The following is a 21,313-nucleotide window of genomic DNA, read 5'->3' on the forward strand; positions in this document are numbered from 1 at the left end:
GTGACGGGGGCCGCGAGGACCGCTGTCGCGGGCCTTCGACGGCATCGGCGGGACAGCGCGTGGCGGCGGGCCGGCCGGGCACGAGCCGCCTACCCTGGAAACCATGGCCAGATCCCATCTCACTCTAGCCGCGCTGGCCACCTCGGCCGTCGAGGGCCTCGACGTCCGCTCCGCGCGCCCCTTCACCTCCTCGACGCACGGCGACTTCGACTCCGCCCTGCTGACGACGCGCGAGGGCGCCCCCCTCGTCGTGCGCGTGCCCACGTCCGCGCTCGCGGAGCAGGAGCAGCTCGGCGACCTCGTCGCGCTCCGAGCGCTGACCGCCGGCATCCGCAGCCGCCTGCCCTTCGATCTGCAGGAGAGCGTCGGGCAGACGCCGTTCGACGGCACCCGCGCGGTCGTCTACGAGTACCTCGAGGGGGATCGCGTCCTCATCGACGACGTGGCCGCGCAGAGCGGGCTCGCGGACTCGATCGGCCGGGCCATCGGGGCGATCCACTCGCTCCCGGTGTCGTTCGTCCAGGAGGCGGGCCTGCCGATCGCGACCGCGCGCGACAGCGTGAACGAGACGGTCGCGGTGATCGAGCGCGCGGCCGACACCGGCCACGTCCCGGCGGCGCTCGTCGCGCGCTGGGAGTCGGCCTCCTCCGACGAGGCGCTCTGGCAGTTCGACCCGACCGTGGTGAACGGCTCGATGACCGCCGACTCCTTCCTCCGCTCGGGCGACGTCGTCGCGGCCGTGCTCGGCTGGGCGGCGCTGCGGGTCGGCGACCCGGCGCGCGACCTGCACTGGCTGCTGAGCGCCCCGGGCTCGGAGACGGCGCTCTCCGCCTACTCCCGGATGCGCGCGGGAGCAGTGGACCGCACGATCCGCCAGCGCGCCCAGCTCTACGCCGAGCTCGAACTCGCCCGCTGGCTGCTGCACGGCACCGAGACCGACGACTCCGCCATCGTGGACGACGCGGTCGCCATGCTCGACACGCTGGTCGACAGCGTGCTGGGCGACCTCTCCGCGCCCCTCTCGACCGACACCGGCCCGGTGCTGGAGGTCTCGGAGGTCGAGGAGCTGCTCAACCGCACGCCGGGAGCCCGCACGGGCTCCTCCGCTCACGGCCGCGGGCTCGCTCCCGTCGCCGAGGAGAGCGACTCCGCGAGCTCGCGCTCGGAGTAGAACCGCTCGGGCCGCAGCACGAGGTCGTCGGCGACGAAGTAGAACACGGCGTCGACGCTCTCGAGCGGCACCCCCCGCCAGCGCGAGTAGGCGAGCCGGTACAGCGCGAGCTGGAACTGCTTGAGCTCGAGGTCGGCGGCGTCCTTCGGCGCCCGCCCGGTCTTCCAGTCGACGATCTGCACGCCGTCCTCCGTCGGGTACACCGCGTCGAGCTTGCAGACGACGACGTGGCCGGCGAGCTGGAGGTGGATCTCGATCTCGACCGCCTCCGGGCGCCGGTCGGCCCACTCCGAGCGCTCGAAGGTGGCGATCAGGGCGTCGAGCCGCTCCTGCTCGACGCTCGCGGGGCCGGCGTCGTCGAGCTCGTCGGGGAAGGTGTCGACTGCCTCCGCCCCGCCCTGGACGCCGAAGCGGTTCTCGACCCAGGAGTGGAAGGTCGTGCCGAGCCGGGTCTGCCGGTAGGGGCGCTCCGGCATCGGCCGGCGCAGCTGCGCCGCGACCTCGTCCGGCGTGCTGACGATGTCCTTGAACCGGGAGGCGGGGATGCGGGTGGGCAGCGGCGTGCGCTCGCCCCCGGCCAGCCGCACCGCCCGCTCGGCGAGCAGCAGGCGGATGTCGTCGCCGCGCGCCCCGAGCAGAGCGGGCTCGGCGCTGCGGACCCGGGCGGCGGCGGCGCGGACCCGGTCGCCGCGGGAGCCGAGCGGATCGTGGGGCCAGCGGAACGTGCGCGGGGCCCGCTCGAGCGGGTTCTCCTCGTTCGCGGGCTCGGTCGGCAGCGGCGGGATCGTGCCGGCCTCCTCGAGGTCGCGGAGGAAGACGCCCGGTCCGCGCGGCTTGGCCTGGCCGGCCCACCACGAGCCGCTGAGCAGGAGGTGGTGACGCGCCCGCGTGACGGCCACGTAGGCGAGACGCCGCTCCTCCGCCTCGTTGCGCTCGCGGAGGGTGTCGCCGAACGCTCCGATCGCGTCGACGACCTCCTTCTGCGTGCTGCAGCCGCGCCAGGCGAGATCGGGGAGCTCGGCGGCGTCGCCGCGGAACGCGTAGGGCATCGCGCCCAGTCTGACCCACCCGCGGAAGCCCTCGACCGGCGTGCCGGGGAGCTCGCCGTCGACCATCCGCGGGACGGCGACGAGGTCCCACTCCAGACCCTTGGAGCCGTGGATCGTCAGCAGCTGCACCGTCCCCGGTTCCGGGTCCTCCGGTCGCGGGGCCAGGCCGTCGCGCTTGTCCGCGAGGACGAGCCAGCGGAGGAATCCGCGGAGGGAGGAGCCGGTGCCGGCGCCGCGGTCGTCCGTCTGCAGGTACCCGGCCACCGCCTCGCGGAAGGCCTCGAGGTTGGCGCGGCCGTCCCCGCGCGACTCGTTCGCCTCGACCTCGATGTCCAGGCCCAGCTCCTGCTCGACCAGGGTGACGAAGTCGAGGAGGTCGAGCCCGGCCCGGGCGCGCAGCCGGGCGAACAGGGTGCCCGCCTCGTGCAGGCGCCGCAGGCCCTCGGCGCTGAACCCGCCGAGCGCGGAGTGGTCGATCCGCCCGTCGTCGCCGGGGCGCCGCGCCGCGATGAAGTCGAGGGCCTCGACGATCGAGCCGCCCTCGCCCTCGGTGACGGACGCGCGCATCCGCTCGCGCACCTCCTCCGGGAGCAGCCGGTGGGCGTGGTCGCGCGCCGCGAGCCACGAGGCGAGGTCGCGCAGCGCCTTGAGGTCGCGGACGCCCAGACGCCAGCGGGCGCCGGCCAGGAGGCGGACGAGCTCGCTGCCGGCGGCCGGGTCCTCGACCACGGTGAGCGCGGCGACGAGGTCGGCGATCTCGGGCTGCCGCAGCAGGCCCCCGATGCCGAGGATGTGGTACCGGACGCCGTGCTTCGCCAGCGCGGCGGCGAAGCGGTCCATGTGCGCGCGCACCCGGAAGAGCACCGCGGCCGACGGCGGCTCGGCGCTCTGGCGCAGGCGCCCGGCGAACCAGGCGGCGACGTCGTCCGCCTCCTCCTCGATCGTCTCGGGGAAGGTGAGCTCGACCGGGTGCTCGGAGGCCTGAGGACCCGCGCTCAGCGTGTCGACCGCGACCGCACTCCCCGCCGACAGCGGCTCCACGATCGCGTTCGCGGCGGTCAGCACGCGGCGGCCGTTGCGCCAGCTCGTGCTGAGGGAGAAGCGGCCCGCTCCCCCGAAATCGGTGCCGAAGCGGCCGAGCCCCTCGGCGCTCGCACCGCGCCAGCCGTAGATCGACTGGTGCGGGTCGCCCACGGCCATCACTCCCTGCCCGGCGAAGAGCCGCGAGAGGAGGCGGGTCTGCAGCACGGAGGTGTCCTGGTACTCGTCGAGGAGCACCACCCGGTACCTCGTGCGGTGCTCGTCCACGATCCGCGGCACCCGGTCGACGATCCGCAGCGCGAGGGCCACCTGGTCCGAGAACTCGACGAAGCCGCGCTCGGCCTTCGCCTCCTGGAACCGCTCGGCGAGCGCCGTCAGCACCGGCAGCGCGCCCACGGCCTGCAGCGCCTTCTCGAGCTCGCGGTAGAGCCCCGAGCCGCTGCCTCCGCGCGGCAGCTCGCCCAGGCGGAGGAAGTCCTCGGCGAACGCGGCGACCGCGGCCGGATCGGCGAGGTTGTCGGCGAGGTCGTGCGCGAGCGAGACGACGAGGTCGGTCAGCCGGTCGATGCCCGCCTCCACCTCGAGGATGCGCGGATCGGCCGTGTCGGCCACGACTCCCCGCGCGAGATGCCAGGCGGAGGCCTCGGAGAGCACGGTCGCGTCCCCCTCGCGGCCGATCAGGGCCGCGTTGTCGCGGAAGATCGTGTTCGCGAAGGCGTTGTAGGTCGAGACGGTGGCGGCCTCGAACGGGTCGGGCGCCGACTGCCCGGGCGCGAGCGGGAGCAGGCCCGCCGCGCCGAGCTGGTCGATCCTCCGCCCGATGCGCTCGCCGAGCTCGGCCGCCGCCTTGCGGGTGAAGGTGAGGCCGAGCACCTCCGACGGCGCCGCGTGGCCGTTCGCGAGGAGCCAAAGGACGCGGTTCGCCATCGTCTCGGTCTTGCCGCTGCCGGCACCGGCGACCACCAGGGCAGGCTCGAGCGGCGCCTCGATGACGGCGCGCTGCTCGGCGGTGGGCGGGCGCAGGTCGAGGCGCTCGGCGATGGTCAGGGCGTCGATCACGGCAGCTCCTCCTCGAGGACGGCGGAGGGGTCGGGGTCGGCGGGGCCGGAAGGATCGGCCGGCGCATCGGGACCCGGCTCCTCGGAGTCCTCCAGGTCCTCTGTCTCGTCGGCCTCGTCGATCGCCAGGAGTCCGTCCCCCGGGACCTCGGGCACCGCGTGGATGCGGTACCGCAGGGCGTCGCCGGGGGAGAACGGGGTCGCGTCGAGCAGGCCCGAGAAGCCCGCCGCCGCCATGCCCAGGGCCGCGGCGCGGACGCGATCGCGCAGCCGCTCCAGCTCCTCCTCGCCGAAGCGCTCCTGGACCACCTCGCGGTACGGCTTCCCGCGCACGCCCGTCGCCACGAAGAGCAGCTTCGCACCTCCCCCGTCGGCCGGGTCGGCCGCCTCGATCGCCCCTTCGGCGACGGCGAGCTGATAGCTGCCCAGCTGCGCGTGCTCGGCGATGTCGTCCTTGCGGGGGGTGCTGCGGCCCGTCTTGAGATCGACGATCGTGACGGAGCCGTCGGCCGCGCGCTCGACGCGGTCGATCGAGCCCCGCACCCGGGCGGGCGGGACGTCGAGCTCGAACTGCTGCTCGCGGCCGAGCACCACGCCTCCCCCGCGCTCGAAGTCGGCGAGGTAGCCCGCGAGGCCGTCGATCAGCCGCCGTGTGACGCGCTTCTGCCGCTCCCCCAGCCAGGGCGACTCGAAGACCAGCTCGGGCCACCGCGACTCGAGAGCCGCCCACAGCTCCTGCGGATCGGGCCGCTCGGCGTTCTCGAGGACCCAGTGCACGAGGGTGCCGACCCCCATCGCCGTGCTCGTCGTGGAGCCGGAGACGGCGTCGACGAACCAGTCCAGAGGGGACCGCTCGAAGGCCTCGAGGCGGCTCGGCGAGACGGAGACGGGACGCTCGGGGTCGCCGACGTCGAAGAGCGGCTCCGTGGTCGAGGGCTCGAGCACCCCGGACCAGGAGGAGGGGTCGGCGCCGGGGACCTCCGCGAGCGCCAGGGCGCTGAGCCCTCGGATGGCGGCGGGAGCCTCGGTCGAGTCCGGCGTGGTGGCGGTCCGGCGCAGCGCCGCCACCGCCCCGCGCAGCGTGAGCGGCACTGCGGAGGCGGGATCGAGCCGCGGCGCGTCCGGCGGAGTGAGCCGGAAGAAGAGGGAGGGCGTCTCGTCCTCGCCCGCGACGGCGCTGAGCACCAGCTGCCGCCGAGCGCGCGAGGCGGCCAGTACGAACATCCGGAGCTCGTCGTCGAGAGTGGCCTTGCGGGCGTCGAGCGGCAGTCCGCCCTCGCCGCGGGCGTGCCGCAGCAGGCCGTCCGGATCGAGCAGCGAGCCGCGCTGGCGGAGGTTGGGCCAGACGCCGTCCTGCAGCCGCGCCACCACCACGACGTCGAACTCCAGGCCGACGACCGAGGAGGGCGTGCCGATGAGGACCGCGTCCTCGACGGAGCGCGGAGCGAGAGTGTCCTCGGGCACCTCCGCCTCGAGGATCTCGGTGACGAAGCCGATCGCGGAGTGCCCGGTCGCCCGCTCCACGAACCGGCGCGCGGCGCTGAAGAGGGCGACCACGCCGTCGAGGTTGCGGTTCGCCTCGGCGGCGGTCAGGCCGGTGCCGAGGGCGAGCTCGCGCCAGGAGGACGCGACGCGGCTGGACTCCCACGCCGACCACAGGAGCTCCTCGATCGAGCCCCCCTCCTCGTGCAGGCGGCGGACCCGGTCGATCGTCACGGCCAGCCGCTCGGCCTGCCGGGCGGGAGCGGAGTCGATGGTCGCGAATCGGCCGGGCGCGGCGAGGGCCTCGACCAGCAGCGGGTCGCTCGCGCGGATGCCGCCGCCGGCCAGCTCCTCCGCCCGGAGTGCGAGCCGGAGCCGGCGCAGCCCCAGCCGGTCGACCCCGCCGAACGGGCCGAGCAGCAGCTCCGCCGCGAGCTCCGCGTCCAGGGGCCGCTCGCCGATCGCGACGCCGACCAGCACGAGCAGCGCCCGGGCCGCGTGATCGTCGCGCAGCGCCCGTCCGGCGAGCACGGAGCGGGTCGGCACCTCCGCCACCGCGAGCGCCTTCACCAGCGGCTGGACCGCGGCTCCGGAGCGGACGACGACCGCCATCCGCCGCCACGGCACTCCGTCGCGCAGCCGCCGCTCGCGCAGCAGCCGCGCCACCGTCGCCGCCTCGCGCGCCGCCGTCGGGGCGTGCAGCACCAGGACGGGCGCCGGGCCCGCCTCGGGGGCCGGAGCCGCGACCGCCGCCCGCTGCCGGCCGGCCGCCGCGGTGCCGATCCGCTCGGTGGCCGCCGACACGACCGCCCGCAGCGCGGCCGAGTGGCGGTGCACCCGAGCGAGCACCAGCGTCTCGACGTCGGACGCGCCGATGCTCGCGGCGAACCGGCCGAGCGTGTCGGAGGCCGCGCCGCGGTAGGCGCTGGTCGCCACGTCCGGGTCGCCCAGCGCGATCACGGTCACCCCGCGCTCCGTCAGCGCCCGCAGCAGCACGAGCGTCGACTCGCTCGCCTCCTGGAGGTCGTCGACGACGACGAGGCGCAGCGCGTCGATCCGCTCGCCGCCCTCGCCGGCGCGGATCGCCTCGGCCGCATAGGCCGCGAACTCCGCCGCGTCCAGGCGGGTCCCCGCCTGGGGCGCCATCCACTCGACCACCTCGCGCAGCTCGTCGAGCACGTCGGCCGCCGCGCTCCACTCGCCGCGCTCGGCGTCGACCCCGAGGGCGCGGATCGCGTCCGAGTCGAGCCCGTGCTCGGTCGCCCGCATCCCGAACTCGCGGAGCTCGGTCCGGAAGGTCCGCAGCCGCAGCACCTCGGGGCTGAACTCCTCCGGCCACCGCGGGCCGGTCCCCTCCTCGAGGTGGCCCTCGACGAGCTCCGACAGGAGTGCGTCCTGCTCGCCGCCGGTCAGGAGGGTCGGCCGCTCGAGGCCGCGCTCCTTGGCGGAGGAGGTGACCGCCTCGAACGCGAGCGAGGTCGCGGTCCGGGCGAGCGGGCCCCGGGTCGGCACTCCCAGCCGCAGGGCGAGCACGTCGCGCAGGGCGGTGGCGGCGGTGCGGCTGGCCGCGAGCACCACGACCGACTCGGGCGGGTACCCCCGCTCGAGGACGCGCTCGGCGACCAGCTCGACGACCGTCGTGGTCTTGCCCGTCCCCGGCGCCCCGAGCACGGCGGCGCTGCGGCCCTCGGGCAGCGCGAGCACCGCGCGCTGGGAGTCGTCCAGCACGACCGCGGGCTCGCCCGGGAGCGCCTCGCCGACGGAGGCTGCAGTGGAGGGAGCGGGGGTCGCGGGAGCGGTCACACGACCACGGTAGCCACCGGGTCCGACACTCCCGCCCGTCCCCGCCGGGAGCCCCGGCCGCCCGCTCCGCTCACCGCGAAACCGGCGCGGTCGTCCGAGCGCGGTCCCGTATCCTGACACCCTCGTCCCCTCCCGAAAGGCACTGCTGGTGGAAATCCGTATTGGAATGGTCAACACCCCGCGCGAGCTCAACTTCGAGTCGTCGATGTCCGTGACCGAGGTCGAGAAGACGGTGACCACCGCTCTCGAGGCCGGCACCGCCGTCCTCCGCCTCCGCGACGAGAAGGGCAAGATCTACATCGTCCCGACCGCCACCATCGCCTTCGTCGAGGTCGGCTCCGAGGAGTCGCGCCGCGTCGGCTTCGTCGCCTAGAGCGTCCCGGGCGGACACGTCGTGGAGCTCCTCTTCATCACCCTGTTCGGGGTCCTGATCGGTCTCGCCGCGCGCTACGGGCTGCCGCACCGGCACCTGCACGGCTCCGTGCTGGTCCCGGCGATCGGCGGCCTCGTCTCCGCGGTCGTCTGGGTCGCACTGACCTGGGCGGGCCTGCCGTGGGACGGCGGCCTGATCTGGGTCCTGTCCCTCGTCGCGACCGCCGTGGTCGTCGTCCCGGTCGGCCTCTCGCTCGGGCGCAGCCGCGCCCGCGGCGACGAAGCCTCCCTGCAGGCGATGCTCTCGGGACGCATCGCCCCCTGATCCGAGCCGGAGGCGCGGGAGTCCTCGGACTTCCGCGCCTCCGTCGTTCCCGGCGTCCGGCGCAGCGACGCGCCGGGGACGGTCAGGCCGTGAGACCCAGCGCGTCCATCCGGCGCGTGTGCGAGGCGATGAGCTCGGTGAACACCGGCTCGATCCGCGACTCGTCGGAGTCGTGGTTGCCCGACCCCATCAGCGCGGAGCGCGCCACGAGGAGGGTGTCGCCCACCAGGCGGCGGCCCCAGACGGCCAGGCGCGAGCCCAGGCGCTCGTCCGCGGCGATCTCGCGGCGGAGGATCGCGATCACGCCGTCGACGCCCGTGTCCGCGCCGAGCGTCTGCGCGATGCGCGGCCCCACGTCGGTGGGCAGCCCGCCGGTGAGGCGGATGAAGAAGTCGTCGAGCAGGCCCGCCGTGATGTACGCCGAGAGCAGCGTCTCGTGGAGGTCCGCACCGCGGGTGAGCCGCTCGAAGGTGTCGATCGCGGGGCGGAACGGAGTCATGGCCTCGCCGGGCTCCACGTCGCGGCGGCGCAGCTCGGCGACGACCGCGTGGTGCTTCGCGAGCGCCGTGCCGGCGGCGGAGGAGATGGCCTCCTTGTCCGCGAGGTCGTCGGTCTCGGCGACGGCGCGCGCCAGCACCTCGAACACCGCGAGCTGGAGGTAGGCGACCTGGCCGAGGTAGGGCAGCACCTCGGGGGTGAGGTCGGCGAGGTCGACGCGGTCGCGCTTCTGGCTCGACTCACCGCGGGGCGTCAGGCGGGGCACCTCGAGCAGGGGACGTCGACGTCGGAACCAGGCAGCCATTTCCTCAGCATAGGGCGCCGGAGGAGCAGGGTCCCGGGGCCGGCGGGGCCGGGAGCAGTAGACTCGCCGGGACGTCACCGGCGCTGGATCGGTGACCCTGCGCCCGGAGTCGTACAGGGGCGTAGACCGTTCGACACGACAGGCGCTTCACTCCGTGACTTTCTCCGATCTGAACATCGACGACGACATCGTCGCCGCACTCGCCGCCAAGGGCATCCTCGAGCCGTTCCCCATCCAGGAGCAGACGATCCCCCTGGCCCTGCAGAAGCAGGACATCATCGGCCAGGCCAAGACCGGCACCGGCAAGACCTTCGGCTTCGGCCTCCCCCTCATCCAGGCCCTCGGCACCGACCCGGAGCCGGGCGTCAAGGCGCTCATCGTCGTCCCGACCCGCGAGCTCGCCGTGCAGGTCACCGAGGACATCGAGCTGGCCGCCTCCAACCGGCCGACCAAGATCGTCTCGATCTACGGCGGCAAGGCCTACGAGGGCCAGATCGAGCAGCTGAAGGCCGGCGCGCAGATCGTCGTCGGCACGCCCGGCCGCCTCCTGGACCTCGCCGGGCAGCGCCTGCTCTCGCTCGCCAACGTGCAGGTGATGGTCCTCGACGAGGCCGACAAGATGCTCGACCTGGGCTTCCTCTCGGACATCGAGAAGCTGTTCGCGCAGACGCCGCCCACCCGCCACACCATGCTCTTCTCGGCGACGATGCCGGGCGCGATCGTCGCGCTCGCGCGCCGCTTCATGAACAAGCCCATCCACATCCGCGCGACCGACCCCGACGAGGGCATCACGCAGGCGAACATCAAGCACATCGTCTACCGGGCGCACTCGCTCGACAAGGACGAGGTCATCGCGCGCATCCTGCAGTCCGAGGGCCGCGGCAAGACCGTCATCTTCACCCGCACGAAGCGCGCCGCGGCCCGCATCGTCGAGGAGCTCAACGACCGCGGCTTCAACGCGGCGGCCGTGCACGGAGACCTCAACCAGGAGCAGCGCGAGCGCGCGATGGCGGCGTTCAAGGCCGGCAAGAAGGACATCCTGATCGCCACCGACGTCGCCGCGCGCGGCATCGACGTGAACGACGTCACCCACGTGATCAACCACACGATCCCGGACGACGACCAGACCTACCTGCACCGCGTCGGCCGCACCGGGCGCGCGGGCAAGACCGGCATCGCGGTGACCTTCGTCGACTGGGAGGACCTGCACAAGTGGGCCCTCATCAACCGGGCGCTGGAGTTCGGCCAGCCCGACCCGGTCGAGACCTACTCGTCGTCGCCGCACCTCTACACCGACCTCGACATCCCCGCGGGGACCAAGGGACGGCTGAAGCCGACCCCGATCCCCGCCGAGGCGAAGGCCGACGCGCGCCCGGACCGGGGCGAGCGCTCCGACCGCGGCGAGCGCTCCGAGCGGGGCGACCGGCCGCCGCGTCGCCGCACCCGCTCCGACTCCGCCGACTCGACCGCTCCGCAGCAGACCGGCCCCGCTCCCTCGAGCGAGAGCAAGGAGCACCACGACGGCAACAGCGAGCCGCGCCGCCGCACCCGGTCGCGCCGCCGCTCGCCGCGCCCCGACGCGCAGGCCTGAGCCTCCGCGCCCCGAGCCCGTCCCCCCGCGATCCGTCGCGGGAGGGCGGGCTCTCGGCGTCTCAGCGGCTCCCCCGCGACTCAGCGGTGTCCCCACGCGACTCAGCGGCTCTCCGCCCCTCAGCGGTCACGGTGATCCGGCGGCTCTCCGCCTTTTAGCGGCTCTCCGCGACTCAGCGGGCGGAGGAGCGGATCGCGTCGACGGTCGCGCGCGCGGTCGTGTTCTCGCCCAGGCGGTTGGGCTTGCCCGTGCCGTGGTAGTCGCTCGAGCCCGTGGTGACGAGCGAGTACTGCTCGGCGAGCTCGCGCAGGCGGCGCTTGCCGTCGGCCGTGTTCTCGCGGTGCTCGACCTCGAGGCCGAACAGGCCGGCGTCGACGAGCTGCGGGAGGATCGACTCGACCGCGATCCCGCGGGCGCTCGCGGCCGGGTGCGCGATGACCGGGACCCCGCCCGCCGCGCGGACCAGGCGCACGGCGTCGACCGGGTCGGGCGCGTAGTGCGGGCGGTAGTAGCCGCCGCGCCAGTCGAGGATCCCCGCGAAGGCCGCGGAGCGGTCGGTGGCCAGGCCGCGGGCGACGAGCGCGTCGGCGATGTGCGGACGCCCGATGGTGGTGCCCGGGCTGGTCTGGGCGAGGACGTCGTCCCAGGTGAGGTCGTAGTCGGCCGCGATCGCGGTGACGATCGCCTCCGCGCGGTGCGTGCGGGCCGAGCGGATGCGCGCGGTCTCGGCCACGAGCCCCGGATCCGCCGGATCGACGAGGTACGCGAGGACGTGGACGCTGGCCCAGCCGACGCGGGAGGAGAGCTCCATGCCGGGCAGCAGGTCGATGCCCGCCTCCTCGGCCGCGGCGAGCGCCTCGGCCCAGCCGCCGGTCGTGTCGTGGTCGGTGAGCGCCACTCCGGCGAGCCCGGCCGCGGCCGCGGCCCGCACCAGGACGGCCGGAGCCTCGGTGCCGTCGGAGACGACGGAGTGGGTGTGGAGGTCGTAACGGCCCCCGTCGACATGCATGCGCTCATCGTAGACGCGCCGCCTGCGAGCCCTCCGATGCCCTAGTAGCCTGGGCGGCGATGGGGACGAGACTGGTGAAGACCGCGGTAGCGGTGATCGTGGCGATCGCTCTGCTGGTGGTCGCGGCGCCCGGCTTCTTCGGGATCGCCCGGGAGGCCCCCTTCGCCCAGCTGGTGCCGTTCCGGCTCGCGACGGGCGCGGCGGCCGTCGGGCTCGCCGCTGTCCTGGTCGTGATCGCGGTCCTCGTCGCTCCGGTCAGGCGCCTCGCGCTGGCCCTCGCGGCGCTCGGCGTCGTCTTCGCGCTCGTGCTCGCGGGAGTGCAGGGAGCGCGGGGCTACGACTCCGCCGCTCCGCGCGCCCACCGCCTCGCCGACGTGCGCCTCGCGACCTGGAACGTGCTGCACGACGGCGTGCCCGTCGACATGATCGCCTCGCTCGCCCGGGAGAGCGCGGTCGACGGCATCGCCCTCCTCGAGGTCTCGCAGACGCACGCGCAGGACGTCGTGAACGCGCTCAGCGCCCAGGGGATGTCGATGACCCTCCACTACGCCGGGTCGGGCGCCGACGACGGGGCGGCCCTGCTGCTCTCCCCCTCGCTCGGCAGCTACAGCGTCGACACCGCCGCGGTCGTCACCGGATCGACACCGTCCCTCGTCGCACGCCCCGACACTCCCGAGCGCCCTGTCCTCGCCGCGGTGCACACCATGGCGCCGATACCCTCGCGCCTCGCGGAGTGGCGGAGCGATCTGCTCTCGGTCTCCGCGCTCTGCTCCGCGGAGGAGGACGTCGTGGTCCTCGGCGATCTGAGCTCCACGGTCGACCACTGGACCGGGCTGCCGGGCTCGGCCGCGCTGGGCGGCTGCCGCGACGCGGGGACCGTCGCGGGCGGCGCCGCCCTGGGCACCTGGCCGTCCTCGGTCCCGCCCGCGCTCGGCGCCCCGATCGACCACGTCCTCTTCTCCGGACGCTGGGAGGTCTCGGGCTACCAGGTCGTCGACGACCGCGACGACGCCGGGAGCGACCACCGGCCGCTGGTCGTCCAGCTCTCGGTCCGCGGGATGGTGAAGGACGCGTCCTGACGTTCCTCCCCGACGCCGACTCCCCGTCCTCCTCCCCCGCCCGGCCCGTGGCGGCCCCCGCGGCCGTGCGGAGGAGGACAATGGGAGTCATGACGAACACGGAGGAGCGGACCGCCGCTCAGACGCCCGACCCCGCCGCCGCCCCGCGCCCCCGCGCCACCGCGAACCGCTCGACGACCCCCGCCTCCGACCGCTTCCGCGACTTCATCGCGTCCGGCTGGGCCGAGCGGGAGGAGCCGCTGCCTGCTCCGCGCGAGCAGGCGTCCTTCGCCGCCTCCCGCCGCGAGCGCCTCTCCGCGCTGCACACCGGCGTGCGCATCGTCGTCCCGGCGGGCCGCCTCAAGCAGCGCGCGAACGACACCGACTACCCGTTCCGTGCGCACTCGGCCTTCACCTGGCTCACCGGCTGGGGCTCCGACTCCGAGCCCGGCGCGGTGCTCGTCCTCGAGCCCGCCGGGTCCGGCCACAGCGCGACGCTCTACTTCCGCGAGCGCGCGGGCCGCGACTCCGACGAGTTCTACGCCAACCCCGAGATCGGCGAGTTCTGGATCGGGCCGCGTCCGTCGCTCGCGCAGGTCGCGAGCGATCTCGGCCTCGCTACCCGCGGGATCGCCGAGCTCGACGCGGTCCTCGACGCGCACGACGGCGTCCCCCTCGCCGTGCTGCGCGAGGCCGACCCGGCGGTGACCGGCCGTCTCGACGCGGTCGAGGCCGACGAGCGGGCGGACCGCGACGCGGCGCTCGAGCGCGACATCGCCGAGCTCCGCCTGGTCAAGGACGCCTACGAGATCGCCGAGCTGCGCGCCGCCGTCGACGCGACGGGCCGCGGCTTCGAGGACGTCCTCTCCGACCTGCCGCGCATCATCGCCCACGAGAAGGGCGAGCGCCTGATCGAGGGCGTCTTCAACGGACGCGCGCGCGCCGACGGCAACGCGGTCGGCTACGACACCATCGCCGCGGCGGGCCCCCACGCCTGCATCCTGCACTGGACGCGCAACGACGGGCCGGTGCGCCCCGGCCAGCTGGTGCTGCTGGACGCCGGCGTCGAGCAGGACAGCTACTACACCGCCGACATCACGCGCACCTTCCCGGTGGACGGCCGCTACACGAACGCCCAGCGCCAGGTTCACGAGACGGTGCGGGAGGCGGCCGACGCCGCGTTCGCGATCGTCCGACCCGGCATCCGCTTCCGCGAGGTTCACGCCGCGGCGATGGCCGTCATCGCGCGGCGCACCGCCGAGTGGGGCCTGCTGCCGGTCAGCGCCGAGGAGGCGCTCGAGGCCGACAACCAGCAGCACCGCCGCTACATGGTCCACGGCACCAGCCACCACCTCGGGCTCGACGTGCACGACTGCGCCCGGGCACGGCGCGAGATGTACCTCGACGGACTGGTCGAGGAGGGCATGGTCTTCACGATCGAGCCCGGCCTCTACTTCCAGCCCGACGACCTCACGGTCCCGGAGGAGCTGCGCGGCATCGGCGTCCGGATCGAGGACGACGTGCTCGTCACCGCCGACGGCGCCGAGAACCTCTCGGCCGGCATCCCGCGCTCGGCCGACGACATCGAGGCGTGGATGGCCCGACTGGCCCGCTGAGCCCGGTCGCCCGCGGGGAGCCCCGGCCGCTCAGGCGGCGAGGGGCAGCGCGAACTCCCCGCGGGCGGCGGCGAGCGCCAGCCCGTCGAGCAGCGTCGCCAGCTGACCGGCGGGAGCGTCCGGGTCCTCGGGGTGCCACTGCACGCCCACGAGGGGGGCCGCGACGTGCTCGACGGCCTCGATCACGCCGTCCTCCGCCCGGGCGACGACCCGCAGCCCCGGAGCGAGCAGGTCGACCGCCTGGTGGTGCGCGCTCTGCACCGCGAGCGCCTCGGACCCGAAGAGCCCGCCGAGCACGGAGCCCGCCGCGAGCCCGACCTCGTGCCGGTGCATGCGCTGGTGAGCGGGAGCTGCCGCGTTGACGTGCTCCGCCTCCGGACCCAGGTCCTGCACCAGCGTGCCGCCGAGCGCGACGTTGACGATCTGCAGGCCGCGGCAGATGCCCAGCAGCGGGGTCCGGCGGGCCAGCGCCCGGTGCACCAGCGCGATCTGGGCGGCGTCCGCGCGCTCCGCGTGGGGGCCCTCGGCCGGGTAGCCGCGGTCGGCGCCGTACTGCTCGGGAGCGATGTCCTCGCCGCCCGCGAGGACGAGGGCGTCCGCCCCCACCGTGCGCGCCAGCAGCTCCTCCGTGCCCAGCTCCTCGGCGGCGAAGCGCTCCGCCCGCCAGCCGCGCTCGTGCGCGAGGGCGAGGATGCGGCCGTTCAGGATCTGCACGTAGGCGTGGTACTCCTCGCGGCCCGGTCGCACGCGGGCGACCTCGACGATGGCGAGCGAGCGGGTCATGACTCCATCCTGGGCACGCCGCCGCCGCCGGTCGAACCGCCGTGTCACGCGGTGTCACACTCCGGCCGTACGATCACGGAGTGACCTCGCCGAGCCCGTCCCTCCCGGAGCGCGTGCAGCAGGCGCGCTCCGAGGTCTCCGTCCTCGCCGGGACCACTCCCGAGCGCCGGGTCCGACCGCTGCGCGAGGCCGTCGAGCACGTCGCCGCCGGCGGCTCCCCCGATCCCGGCGCCCTGCTCGACGCGGTCGACTCGCTGGTCGGGCTCGTGACCCGCGCCGAGGTGCAGCTGAGCGGCGTCGAGCGCTCCGTGCGGGACGACCTGGAGCGGGCCGCCACCCTCTCCGACCTGCGCACCTCGGCGCAGCTCGCCTCCGCCGCCGACGTGGCCGTCGCGTGCGCCGCGGCACGGTCGCTCCTCCTCGACGCCGACGACGCCCGATCGGCCGGCGCCCGCCACGATCCGGCCGCGCTGCTGGTCCTGCTGCTCGACGCCGACTCCGCTCTGGACGCCGTCGTCTCCGGGTACCGCGAGCCGCGAGCCCAGGCCGAGCGCCAGCTCCTCCTGTTCGAGGCGGCGCGCACCGCGGCCCGGCTCGGCGCCGAGTCGGTGCTGCTCCTGGCCGCCGTGCACGGCGAGCGCATCACCGCGGCACCCCGGATCCTCGCGGAGGAGACGCTCGGGCAGCTGGACACCGCGGTGCGCCGTGCGGCAGGCGATCCGGCCGGCGCTCTGGACGAGGCCCGCGCCGCCGCCGACCGCGCCCGCTCCGCGCTCGACGAGGCCCTGGTCGACCTCGACGGCGCACCCCCGTCGCTCCGCCCAGCAGCCGTTCCCGGAGGCCTGCCCGCGGCCTGAGCACGCAGGCACCCGGCACCGGCGCGCGTGCCATAGTGAGGGACATGGCCTCCTTCCTCGTCGTCCCCCAGTGGCAGGGCTCGGCGTCGACGCGCGCGATGCGCCTCGTCGACGGAGCCGAGGCGATCCGGGGCGATCTGCCCTCCTCCGCCACCACGACCCTCGACATCCCCGCCGAGGCGGGCGATGCCCAGGACACCGGCATCCGCCGCTACGCCTCGGTCGCCACCGTCGCCGAGCGGGTGCGCGAGGCCCTCTCGGGCCGCAGCGATCCCGTGATCACGATCGGCGGCGACTGCGGCGTCGAGTTCGCGGCGATCGGGCACGCCGTCCGCTCGGCACCGGGCCCGGTCGCGCTGGTCTGGCTCGACGCCCACCCGGACGCGCACACTCCCGAGTCCTCCCCCAGCGGCGCCTTCTGCGGCATGGTCCTCTCGGCCGCGCTGGGCCGCGGCGTCGGCCTCCTGAGCGCGGGCGCCGAGGAGCGGGTGGCCGACGAGCGCGTCGTCCTCGCCGGTGTCCGCTCCGCCGACGACGGCGAGCTCGAGCCGCTGGTCGAGCGGGGGGCCGCGGTGCTGCCCGCGGACGCCCTCGACCCGGAGTCGCTCGTCGCGGCGGTCGAGGCGACCGGTGCCGCCTCCGTCTACGTGCACCTCGACCTGGACGTGCTCGACCCCGCCGACCTCGCCGGGCTGTTCGACCCGGTGCCCTTCGGCGTGCCCGCCTCGCGCCTCGTCGCGAGCCTCGACGCCCTCCGGTCCCGCTTCCCGCTCGCGGGCGCCGGCGTCACCTCGTTCGCCCCGTCGTCGCCGACCGCGGCCGAGGACGACCTGCCCACGATCCTCCGCCTCCTCGGCGCTCTGTCCCGCGGGGCCTGAGAGAGCCCTGCCATCGGCGCGCAAGCCCGAGCGCGTGTCGGCGGCACCCGGCAAGATGGTCGGACGCGACCGAGCGGAGGAACGATGAGCGACGAGAGACCGCGCGTGCGCACCGAGCGGCGCGGGACCGTGCTCGCGATCGTGCTGGACCGGCCCGAGAAGCGCAACGCCGCCGATCTTCGGCTGCTCGCGGAGCTGGCGTCCGCGTACGGCGAGCTCGACCGCGACCCGGAGCTGCGCGCCGGCGTGGTCCTCGCCGAGGGCGAGCACTTCACGGCCGGGCTCGACCTCGCCGACATCGGGCCCCGCCTGGGCTCCGACGGCCTCGACTTCGTGCCCGAGGGCGGTCTCGACCCCTGGGGCCTGCGCACCCGCCCCGTGAGCAAGCCGGTGGTCATCGGCCTCCAGGGCACCTGCCTCACGCTCGGCATCGAGCTCGCGCTCGCGAGCGACGTCGTCCTCGCCGAGCGGTCCACCCGCTTCGGCCAGATCGAGGTCGCCCGCGGCATCCTGCCCTTCGGCGGAGCGACGCTGCGCTTCCCCCGCGCCGTCGGCTGGGGCGACGCGATGCGCTGGATCCTCACCGGCGACCTCTTCGACGCCGAGGAGGCCCACCGCATCGGCCTCGTGCAGCAGGTCGTCCCCGACGGGACGGTCGCCGAGGCGGCCTGGACTCTGGCCGCCCGGATCGCCGCGCAGGCGCCGCTCGCCGTGCAGGCCGCCCTGGCCAGTGCCCGACTCGCGGTCGCCGCGTCCGACGCCGAAGCCGCGGCCGCACTCCCCGGGGCGCTCGCGCGTCTCGCGGCGTCCGAGGACGCGCGCATCGGCACCGAGGCCTTCCTCCAGCGCACGACGGCGGAGTTCACCGGACGATGAGCGACGAGAGCACCACCGTCACTGCGCCCGGCGGCTCCTCCCTCGAGGCGCAGCAGGAGCGGGCCGCGCAGCAGCTCGAGATCCGGCTCCGCTACGGCGACCAGGTGTGGGAGCTGCGCGAGGTCGACCACTTCGCCGTCTTCTCCCGCCGCAGCACCGCGCGGCGCGCCGGGCGCGTCCTCGTGGCCTCCGGCTTCCAGATCGCGATCTCGCGGCTTCGGCTGAGGCAGGTCCTCGTCGCGAGCCACCACGCCGCGGTCGACGAGGAGTCGACCACCGCGTTCCTCCGCCAGGTGATCGAGGCGGTCGAGAGCCACGGCGGCCGCTACGACGGCTGGCGGGCCGAGATCGTGCCGGCGCATTGAGCGCCGGGCACCCACCGACGACGGGGCTCGACGCCTCCGAGAACCCCAGGGAGACAGCATGAGCAGCACGACGGACGAGTTCGACGTCATCGTCATCGGAGCAGGGCCGGTGGGCGAGAACCTCGCGGACCGCGCGGTCCAGGGCGGCCTCACCGCGGCCGTCGTCGAGAGCGAGCTCGTCGGGGGCGAGTGCTCCTACTGGGCGTGCATGCCCTCGAAGGCGCTGCTGCGGCCGCCGATGGCGCTCCGCGCCGCCCGTGATCTCCCCGGCGCGGCGCAGGCGGTGAGCGGAGGAGTCGACGTGCCCGCGCTCCTGGCCCGCCGCGACTCCTTCACCAGCCACTTCGACGACCACGGCCAGGTGCAGTGGCTCGAGGGCGCCGGCATCGAGCTCGTCCGCGGGCACGGCTGCCTGAGCGGCGAGCGCGAGGTGACCGTGACCGGACCCGACGGCGAGGTGCGCGTGCTCCGCGCCCGCTCCGCCGTCGCCGTCGCGACCGGCACCACCGCCGTCGTCCCCGACATCCCTGGCCTGCGCGCGGCATCCCCCTGGACGAGCCGCGAGGCCACCTCGGCCGAGGAGGTGCCGCCGCGCCTCGTCGTCATCGGCGGCGGAGTCGTCGCGACCGAGATGGCGACTGCCTACGCCGGCATGGGCTCCTCCGTCACGCTCGTCGCCCGCAGCGGACTCCTCGCGCCGTTCGAGCCCTTCGCCGGCGAGCTCGTCGGCTCGGCGCTCCAGGAGCTCGGCGTCGACCTGCGCCTCGGCGACTCGCCCGTCTCGGTCGAGCGCCGGTCCGACGGCACCGTGGCGGTGACGCTCGAGGGCGGCGACGTCATCGAGGCCGACCAGGTGCTCGCCGCGACCGGCCGCGCCCCGCACACCCGCGACGTCGGCCTCGAGACGGTGGGCCTCGAGCCCGGCTCCTCGCTGACGGTCGACGACACGATGCTCGTGCTGGGCGGCGACGGTGCTCCCCTCGGCGGCGGGCGTCCGTGGCTCTACGGGGTCGGCGACGTGAACCACCGCGCACTGCTCACGCACCAGGGCAAGTACCAGGCCCGTGCGGCCGGCGACGTGATCGTCGCGCGCGCCACCGGTGCCGAGGTCCACGACGCCCCCTGGGGAGCGCACGTCGCGACCGCGGACCACGAGGCCGTGCCGCAGGTCGTCTTCACCGACCCCGAGGTCGCGTCGGTCGGCCTCACCGCCGCGGCCGCCGAGAAGGCCGGCTACCGCACCCGCGTCGTCGACTACGAGATCGGCTCGGTCGCCGGCGCCGCCCTCGCCGCCGACGGCTACACGGGCACCGCGAGGATGGTCGTGGACGAGGACCGGAAGGTCGTCCTCGGCGTCACCTTCGTCGGCAAGGAGGTCGGCGAGCTGATCCACTCGGCGACGATCGCCGTCGTCGGCGAGGTGCCGCTCTCGCGCCTCTGGCACGCGGTCCCCTCCTATCCGACGATCAGCGAGGTCTGGCTGCGGCTGCTCGAGACCTACGGACGCGACAGCGCGTGAGCGCGCTCCGTCGAGCCGTCGCGACGGTGGCCCTGGATCCGGCGATCACCCGGCCCGGCTACCTCTTCGCGTGCGCGGTCGGACTCGCCTGGGGCGCGCTGTGGAGCACGGGCCCGATCCGGCGCAGCCACGGCCTCGTCGTCTTCACCGGTCTGCCCTCCTGGGCGTTCGGCCGCGGAGGGTCCTGCGTCGGCACGAGCTACCTCACGGGCACCAACGTCTCCGACAGCGTCCTCGAGCACGAGGCCGTGCACAAGGAGCAGTGGCGGCTCTACGGGATGTGGTTCCCGTTCGCGTACACGGTGGCGGGTCGCGATCCGCTGCGCAATCGATTCGAGATCGAAGCCGGTCTCGAGAAGGGCGGATATCTCCGTGGTCACTGACATGACGGGGCGCGTCGTCGTCCTCACCGGAGCCAGTTCCGGCATCGGCCGGGTCGCGGCGGGAGCGCTGGCGTCCGCCGGTGCCCGCGTGGCCGTGGTCGGGCGGAACCCCGAGCGCACCCGCGCGGTCGCCGCCGACGTGGGAGGGGACGCGTTCCTGGCCGACTTCGACCGGCTCGACGACGTCCGCGCCCTGGCCGACGGCCTCCTCGAGCGCTACGAGCGGATCGACGTGCTGGCGAACAACGCGGGCGGGCTCGTCTCCCACCGCGCCGAGACGGTCGACGGCCACGAGCGGACGATACAGAGCAACCATCTCGCGCCGTTCCTCCTCACGCGGCTCCTGCTCCCGCGGATGATCGAGACCTCGAGGGAGCGGGCCGGCGTCCGCGTCGTCTCCACGGCGAGCCTCGCGAACCGCTTCGGTCGCCTGAGGCTCGACGACCTCGACAACCGCCGCGGCCCGTGGCTCGGCGGCTGGCGGGCGTACGGCACGTCGAAGCTGGTGACGATCCTCTTCATCCGCGAGCTGGCGGAGCGGCTGCTGATGACGTCGGTCGACGCGTACTCGTTCCACCCGGGCGTCGTCTCGACGAGCTTCGGCGCCGACAGCACGATGATGAAGCTGATGACGAGCCTCTCGGTCGGCTCCTTCGGCATCTCCGCCGAGGCGGGTGCGGTGCCGCTGATCACCCTCGCCTCCGAGCCCGACGTCGGCGCCGCGAGCGGCACCTACTTCGACCAGCTGACGCCGCACGGCTCCCTGAACCCCCAGGCCCGAGACCGCGCTCTCGCCCACGACCTCTGGACCCTCTCCAGCCGCCTCGTGGGCGTCTCGCCCACCCTGTAGCCCGCTGCCGCTCCCCGCCGACTCCGACTCGACGCGGGGGCGGCGCGGAGCACCTGGCGCGCTCGCCGGGACGATCTCGATACGCCCTCTCCGAGGGCTGCTCGATCAGCAGGTCCGTGCGCGGTCGCCCGACTCGGTGTGTGCCCGCGAGCTTCTCGATCAGCCGCGAGATCGGTCGGGGTGGATCTCGGAACCTCCTCTCCGAGGACTGCCCGATCAGCATGTCCGGGCGCGGTCGCCCGACTCGCCGGGCACCCGAGAACCGCTCGATCACGCGCGACGTCCGTCGGGAGTGGATCTCGAGACGCCCTCTGCGAGATCCACTCGATCAGCATCGTCCCCCGCGGTCGCGCCCCTGGCGCGCCGTCCCCCGCGGCCGCGCCCCCGGCGCGCCAGGGGCGCGACCGCGGGGGACGATGCTGATC

18 protein-coding genes are annotated in these 21,313 nt (G+C 74.9%); 13 read left to right on the forward strand and 5 right to left on the reverse strand.

Annotation, left to right across the window (positions count from 1 at the left end; all coding sequences use genetic code 11):
• Nucleotides 1-103: 103 nt before the first annotated feature.
• Nucleotides 104-1,171 carry a phosphotransferase gene (locus C5C59_RS02790; RefSeq protein WP_104238183.1) on the forward strand — a complete coding sequence of 356 codons (1,068 nt, stop codon included), beginning with the start codon at nucleotides 104-106 and terminating at the stop codon, nucleotides 1,169-1,171.
• Here the strand turns inward: C5C59_RS02790 and C5C59_RS02795 are convergent.
• Nucleotides 1,108-4,320, reverse strand: a complete 3,213-nt coding sequence (locus C5C59_RS02795) for an ATP-dependent DNA helicase (protein ID WP_104238184.1) — start codon at nucleotides 4,318-4,320, stop codon at nucleotides 1,108-1,110. The two genes, C5C59_RS02790 and C5C59_RS02795, sit on opposite strands and share 64 nt — an antisense overlap.
• Nucleotides 4,317-7,604, reverse strand: a complete 3,288-nt coding sequence (locus tag C5C59_RS02800) for an ATP-dependent DNA helicase (protein ID WP_104238185.1) — start codon at nucleotides 7,602-7,604, stop codon at nucleotides 4,317-4,319. The genes C5C59_RS02795 and C5C59_RS02800 overlap by 4 nt, the downstream gene beginning before the upstream one ends.
• 148 nt (nucleotides 7,605-7,752) lie before the next feature.
• Here C5C59_RS02800 and C5C59_RS02805 point away from each other — a divergent pair, with 148 nt between their 5' ends.
• Nucleotides 7,753-7,977, forward strand: coding sequence for a DUF3107 domain-containing protein (locus C5C59_RS02805; protein ID WP_104224841.1), 225 nt, complete (start codon nucleotides 7,753-7,755; stop codon nucleotides 7,975-7,977).
• A gap of 21 nt (nucleotides 7,978-7,998) precedes the next feature.
• Nucleotides 7,999-8,301, forward strand: coding sequence for a hypothetical protein (locus tag C5C59_RS02810; protein WP_104238186.1), 303 nt, complete (start codon nucleotides 7,999-8,001; stop codon nucleotides 8,299-8,301).
• 82 nt (nucleotides 8,302-8,383) lie between these two features.
• On the opposite strand, the gene C5C59_RS02815 is transcribed toward C5C59_RS02810, so the two are convergent.
• Nucleotides 8,384-9,103: a ferritin-like fold-containing protein gene (locus tag C5C59_RS02815; protein WP_104224843.1), complete on the reverse strand. Its 720-nt coding sequence runs from the start codon at nucleotides 9,101-9,103 to the stop codon at nucleotides 8,384-8,386.
• A 154-nt stretch (nucleotides 9,104-9,257) separates the two neighbouring features.
• On the opposite strand from C5C59_RS02815, the gene C5C59_RS02820 reads away from it, so the two are divergent.
• Nucleotides 9,258-10,694 (forward strand): DEAD/DEAH box helicase, encoded by a 1,437-nt coding sequence (locus tag C5C59_RS02820; RefSeq protein WP_104224844.1) that lies wholly within the window; start codon nucleotides 9,258-9,260, stop codon nucleotides 10,692-10,694.
• Between the two features lie 172 nt (nucleotides 10,695-10,866).
• Here the strand turns inward: C5C59_RS02820 and C5C59_RS02825 are convergent, their stop codons facing one another.
• Nucleotides 10,867-11,703, reverse strand: coding sequence for a PHP domain-containing protein (locus C5C59_RS02825; RefSeq protein ID WP_104224845.1), 837 nt, complete (start codon nucleotides 11,701-11,703; stop codon nucleotides 10,867-10,869).
• Nucleotides 11,704-11,762: 59 nt separating this feature from the next.
• Between C5C59_RS02825 and C5C59_RS02830 the strand changes: the two genes are divergently transcribed.
• On the forward strand, nucleotides 11,763-12,782 hold the full coding sequence (locus C5C59_RS02830; protein ID WP_104251216.1) for an endonuclease/exonuclease/phosphatase family protein: 1,020 nt from the start codon (nucleotides 11,763-11,765) through the stop codon (nucleotides 12,780-12,782).
• A gap of 89 nt (nucleotides 12,783-12,871) precedes the next feature.
• Nucleotides 12,872-14,377 (forward strand): aminopeptidase P family protein, encoded by a 1,506-nt coding sequence (locus C5C59_RS02835; RefSeq protein ID WP_258062545.1) that lies wholly within the window; start codon nucleotides 12,872-12,874, stop codon nucleotides 14,375-14,377.
• A 30-nt stretch (nucleotides 14,378-14,407) separates the two neighbouring features.
• Here the strand turns inward: C5C59_RS02835 and C5C59_RS02840 are convergent, their stop codons facing one another.
• The gene (locus C5C59_RS02840) at nucleotides 14,408-15,160 is read right to left on the reverse strand and encodes a gamma-glutamyl-gamma-aminobutyrate hydrolase family protein (protein WP_104239624.1); all 753 of its coding nucleotides are present in this window, start codon (nucleotides 15,158-15,160) and stop codon (nucleotides 14,408-14,410) included.
• 80 nt (nucleotides 15,161-15,240) lie between these two features.
• On the opposite strand from C5C59_RS02840, the gene C5C59_RS02845 reads away from it, so the two are divergent.
• The 7 genes from C5C59_RS02845 to C5C59_RS02875 all read left to right on the forward strand — a co-directional run bounded on the left by C5C59_RS02845 (nucleotide 15,241) and on the right by C5C59_RS02875 (nucleotide 20,888).
• On the forward strand, nucleotides 15,241-16,017 hold the full coding sequence (locus C5C59_RS02845) for a hypothetical protein (RefSeq protein ID WP_104239623.1): 777 nt from the start codon (nucleotides 15,241-15,243) through the stop codon (nucleotides 16,015-16,017).
• A gap of 44 nt (nucleotides 16,018-16,061) precedes the next feature.
• Nucleotides 16,062-16,895: an arginase family protein gene (locus C5C59_RS02850; RefSeq protein ID WP_104239622.1), complete on the forward strand. Its 834-nt coding sequence runs from the start codon at nucleotides 16,062-16,064 to the stop codon at nucleotides 16,893-16,895.
• 84 nt (nucleotides 16,896-16,979) lie between these two features.
• Nucleotides 16,980-17,771, forward strand: coding sequence for a crotonase/enoyl-CoA hydratase family protein (locus C5C59_RS02855; RefSeq protein ID WP_104239621.1), 792 nt, complete (start codon nucleotides 16,980-16,982; stop codon nucleotides 17,769-17,771).
• Nucleotides 17,768-18,136 (forward strand): ribonuclease E inhibitor RraB, encoded by a 369-nt coding sequence (locus C5C59_RS02860; protein WP_104225032.1) that lies wholly within the window; start codon nucleotides 17,768-17,770, stop codon nucleotides 18,134-18,136. Before C5C59_RS02855 ends, C5C59_RS02860 begins: the two co-directional genes overlap by 4 nt.
• Before the next feature lie 58 nt (nucleotides 18,137-18,194).
• Entirely contained in the window at nucleotides 18,195-19,655 is a 1,461-nt protein-coding gene (locus tag C5C59_RS02865) for an NAD(P)/FAD-dependent oxidoreductase (RefSeq protein WP_104239620.1), read from the forward strand.
• The gene (locus C5C59_RS02870; protein ID WP_104227423.1) at nucleotides 19,652-20,038 is read left to right on the forward strand and encodes a Fe-S oxidoreductase; all 387 of its coding nucleotides are present in this window, start codon (nucleotides 19,652-19,654) and stop codon (nucleotides 20,036-20,038) included. The genes C5C59_RS02865 and C5C59_RS02870 overlap by 4 nt, the downstream gene beginning before the upstream one ends.
• Nucleotides 20,028-20,888: an SDR family NAD(P)-dependent oxidoreductase gene (locus tag C5C59_RS02875; protein ID WP_258062546.1), complete on the forward strand. Its 861-nt coding sequence runs from the start codon at nucleotides 20,028-20,030 to the stop codon at nucleotides 20,886-20,888. The genes C5C59_RS02870 and C5C59_RS02875 overlap by 11 nt, the downstream gene beginning before the upstream one ends.
• The last annotated feature ends 425 nt before the right edge of the window (nucleotides 20,889-21,313 follow it).

It is taken from the genome of Rathayibacter sp. AY1F4 (assembly GCF_002931775.1).
Taxonomy (GTDB): Bacteria; Actinomycetota; Actinomycetes; order Actinomycetales; family Microbacteriaceae; genus Rathayibacter.

Excerpts from the sequence above, each read along its gene's own strand:
- C5C59_RS02790 (WP_104238183.1), top strand. The coding sequence starts at position 104 with ATGGCCAGATCCCATCTCACTCTAGCCGCGCTGGCCACCTCGGCCGTC.
- C5C59_RS02815 (WP_104224843.1), bottom strand. The coding sequence starts at position 9,103 with ATGGCTGCCTGGTTCCGACGTCGACGTCCCCTGCTCGAGGTGCCCCGC.
- C5C59_RS02825 (WP_104224845.1), bottom strand. The coding sequence starts at position 11,703 with ATGCATGTCGACGGGGGCCGTTACGACCTCCACACCCACTCCGTCGTC.
- C5C59_RS02830 (WP_104251216.1), top strand. The coding sequence starts at position 11,763 with ATGGGGACGAGACTGGTGAAGACCGCGGTAGCGGTGATCGTGGCGATC.
- C5C59_RS02835 (WP_258062545.1), top strand. The coding sequence starts at position 12,872 with ATGACGAACACGGAGGAGCGGACCGCCGCTCAGACGCCCGACCCCGCC.
- C5C59_RS02840 (WP_104239624.1), bottom strand. The coding sequence starts at position 15,160 with ATGACCCGCTCGCTCGCCATCGTCGAGGTCGCCCGCGTGCGACCGGGC.
- C5C59_RS02850 (WP_104239622.1), top strand. The coding sequence starts at position 16,062 with ATGGCCTCCTTCCTCGTCGTCCCCCAGTGGCAGGGCTCGGCGTCGACG.
- C5C59_RS02855 (WP_104239621.1), top strand. The coding sequence starts at position 16,980 with ATGAGCGACGAGAGACCGCGCGTGCGCACCGAGCGGCGCGGGACCGTG.
- C5C59_RS02860 (WP_104225032.1), top strand. The coding sequence starts at position 17,768 with ATGAGCGACGAGAGCACCACCGTCACTGCGCCCGGCGGCTCCTCCCTC.
- C5C59_RS02865 (WP_104239620.1), top strand. The coding sequence starts at position 18,195 with ATGAGCAGCACGACGGACGAGTTCGACGTCATCGTCATCGGAGCAGGG.